This is a genomic window from Streptomyces phytophilus (assembly GCF_013870535.1).
Taxonomy (GTDB): Bacteria; Actinomycetota; Actinomycetes; order Streptomycetales; family Streptomycetaceae; genus Streptomyces; species Streptomyces phytophilus.
Genome location: NZ_JACBXC010000875.1, coordinates 1 through 2,619, shown reverse-complemented (window position 1 = coordinate 2,619; position 2,619 = coordinate 1). Strand labels below are relative to the sequence as shown.

Annotated in this window: 2 protein-coding genes and 1 pseudogene; all 3 read left to right on the top strand. The window is 75.6% G+C overall.

The window, feature by feature from the left end; translation table 11 throughout:
• Positions 1-164: 164 nt before the first annotated feature.
• A complete protein-coding gene (locus tag H5J30_RS26545) occupies positions 165-1,028 on the top strand; it encodes a polysaccharide deacetylase family protein (RefSeq protein WP_181789864.1) in 864 nt (287 codons plus the stop codon).
• Between the two features lie 239 nt (positions 1,029-1,267).
• Positions 1,268-2,008: a cupin domain-containing protein gene (locus tag H5J30_RS26540; RefSeq protein WP_181789863.1), complete on the top strand. Its 741-nt coding sequence runs from the start codon at positions 1,268-1,270 to the stop codon at positions 2,006-2,008.
• 276 nt (positions 2,009-2,284) lie between these two features.
• Positions 2,285-2,619, top strand: a pseudogene (locus H5J30_RS26535) (hypothetical protein); the annotation flags it as partial.

Sequence of the window (2,619 nt, the reverse complement as noted above, 5' to 3'; positions counted from 1 at the left end):
GCTCCCACACACCCGGCTCAGGCAGTCGGACGGAGCGCCAAGGCGCCCCCGTGACTACCCCGTTCCGCTCGGGCCCGCCACTCTCCGGGGCCCGATCCGGTGCTTCGCCCCGGCGCCCCGTGTCGCTGACCCGCCCGGGCTCCACCCCGTGAGACCAGTTGGTCATGAAATACGACAAATACCCCGCACGGAGGCTGCCCCGGCGCGGCGCGCTCTGCCTGGGCCTGCTCGGCGCGTACCAGCTCGCCATCGCGCCCTCCGCGCACGCCCCCAGGTCGGGGGCGGCCGGGCGGGCGACGGGGGTGGCGGACGGCAAGCCGCTCGGCCGCGCGCCGTCGTACCGGCTGCGCCCGGCCGCGGGCCGCACCGGCGCCGCGCCGATGACGACGTCCGGGGGCATGGCCCGTATCGCAGGACCGACCCGGCCGGTCGCCGTACGCGCCGCGCCCCACCGCACGCTCCGGGAGACCGGCAAGAAGATCGCGCTCACCTTCGACGACGGCCCGCACGCGGCGCAGACGCCGGAGATCCTGCGGATCCTGCGGCGGCACGGGGCGCGCGCGACGTTCTTCGTCATCGGCGAGAACATCCCCTGGAACCGCGACGTGCTGCGCCGGATCGCCGCCGACGGCCACGTCGTCGGCAACCACTCCTACACCCACCCGCAGCTCGACCTGATCAGCACCCCGCGGGTGCGCGAGGAACTGGAGCGGACCTGCGAACTGGTGGCGAAGGAGCTGGGCACGCCGCCGCGGCTGGCGCGGGCGCCGTACGGGATGTGGCACGGGCCGAGCCTGGAGATCTGCGCGCAACTGCAGATGGAGCCCTTCCAGTGGGACATCGACACCCTCGACTGGGACAACCGCGACCAGCGGTTCATCGAGACGACGGTGGTCCGGGGGGCGCATCCGGGAGCGATCGTGCTGGCGCACGACGGCGGGGGCAACAGGTGGGCGACGGTACGGGCGCTGGAGTACTACCTGCCGCGACTGCTGGACGAGGGCTACACCCTGGTCCAGCCGGCGTAGCCCCCCGCAAGTCGCGTAACTCCAGCACCCCAGCAACCCCAGCAACCCCGCACACCCGCCCAAGGGTAGGCCGCTCCACTGACAGAAATGCCCTGCCGGCGGACGCCTGCGGACACCCGGCGGGCCACCGGCCCGCAGGCCCCGGCGCCACGCCACCGCACCGGAGCCCAGCGGCGCGCACCGGCGCGGGGCGTGAGATCGGGTGGTTCGGGGGCTGGCCCGTAGAAAGCGCTTGCGGCATGCTGGTGTCCATGGCCGATCCCGCACTCCCGCCCCTCCCCGGCGGCGTCAGCGTCTCCCGGCTCCGCGTCTACGACTGGCAGGCCCCCGACGGCCTCCGCGGCGGCACCCCGCATCTGCACCTCGCCTGCACCGAGGCGTACGTCGTCCTCGGCGGCAACGGCGCCGTGCAGACCCTGACCGCCTCCGGGTACGCCGAGACCGAGCTGGTCGAGGACGCCGTCGTCTGGTTCACACCCGGCACCATCCACCGGCTCGTCAACGCCGACGGCCGGCTCGACATCCTCGTCCTCATGCAGAACGCCGGGCTGCCCGAGGCCGGCGACGCCGTCTTCCCCTTCCCGCCCGACGTCCTGTACGACGACGCCGCCTACGCCCGCGCCGCCCGCCTCGACCCGGCGGAGCCGGAGAAGTCCGCGCAGGCCCGCCGCGACCTGGCGCTGGCCGGCTTCGCCGAACTCGCCCGCGCCGCGCGGGCGGGCGACACGGAACCGCTGACGGCGTTCCACACCCGGGCGGTGGAGCTGGTCCGGCCGCACCTGGACGACTGGCGCGGGCGCTGGGAACGGGGCCCGGCCGCCGCCGCGGCGGCTACGGACGCGCACCTGGACGCACTGCGCACGGACGGCGCCCACCTGCGGACGGCGTCGGTGCAGCGGACCGGGGCGGAGTCGCGGTTCGGGATGTGCGGCCGGCTGCAGGCGTGCGACCTGGACGGCGCGGTCACGGTCGGCGCGTAACGGGGAGGGCAAGGCCCCCGACGAACAACAACGACATCCCCCCCACATCCCCCTCGCACCCGCCCAAGGGTAGGCGCCCCCACCGACAACGCCGCCGCCCCGCCACCCCGCCGCGCGGTCACACAGCCACCACCCGTCGCTCAGTCACACCCACAGACACCGCCGCCCCACCCCACGCCCGCCGGTCCGCCCGTACGGGACCGCCCCCGCGGCAACGGCCGGAACCCGGGCGGCGCCCGGGTGGCGCCCGCCCACCCCGCGAGAAGAATGTCAGGTATGCACCGGTTCCTGGCCCCGCTCCTCGCCCTCCTCGCCGCGCTCCTCACGGCCACGGCACCCTCCGCGCACGCCCAGGACCCCGTCGGCGACGCCGCCGAGGCGCTGCGCGAGCGCCCCGTCTACGTCCACCCCGACGTCCGGGGCCAGCTGTCCGTCAACCGGGCCAACGCACTCGCCGCCCGCATCAAGGACGAAGACCGCCCCGTCTTCGTCGCCGTGCTCCCCGCGGGCCCCGGCACCGCCGCCCGCGACGTGCTGCCGAACCTCCGCTCCCGTACCGGCATCGCCGGCGTCTACGCCGTCCGCATCGGCGACGGCTTCGGCGCCGCCGC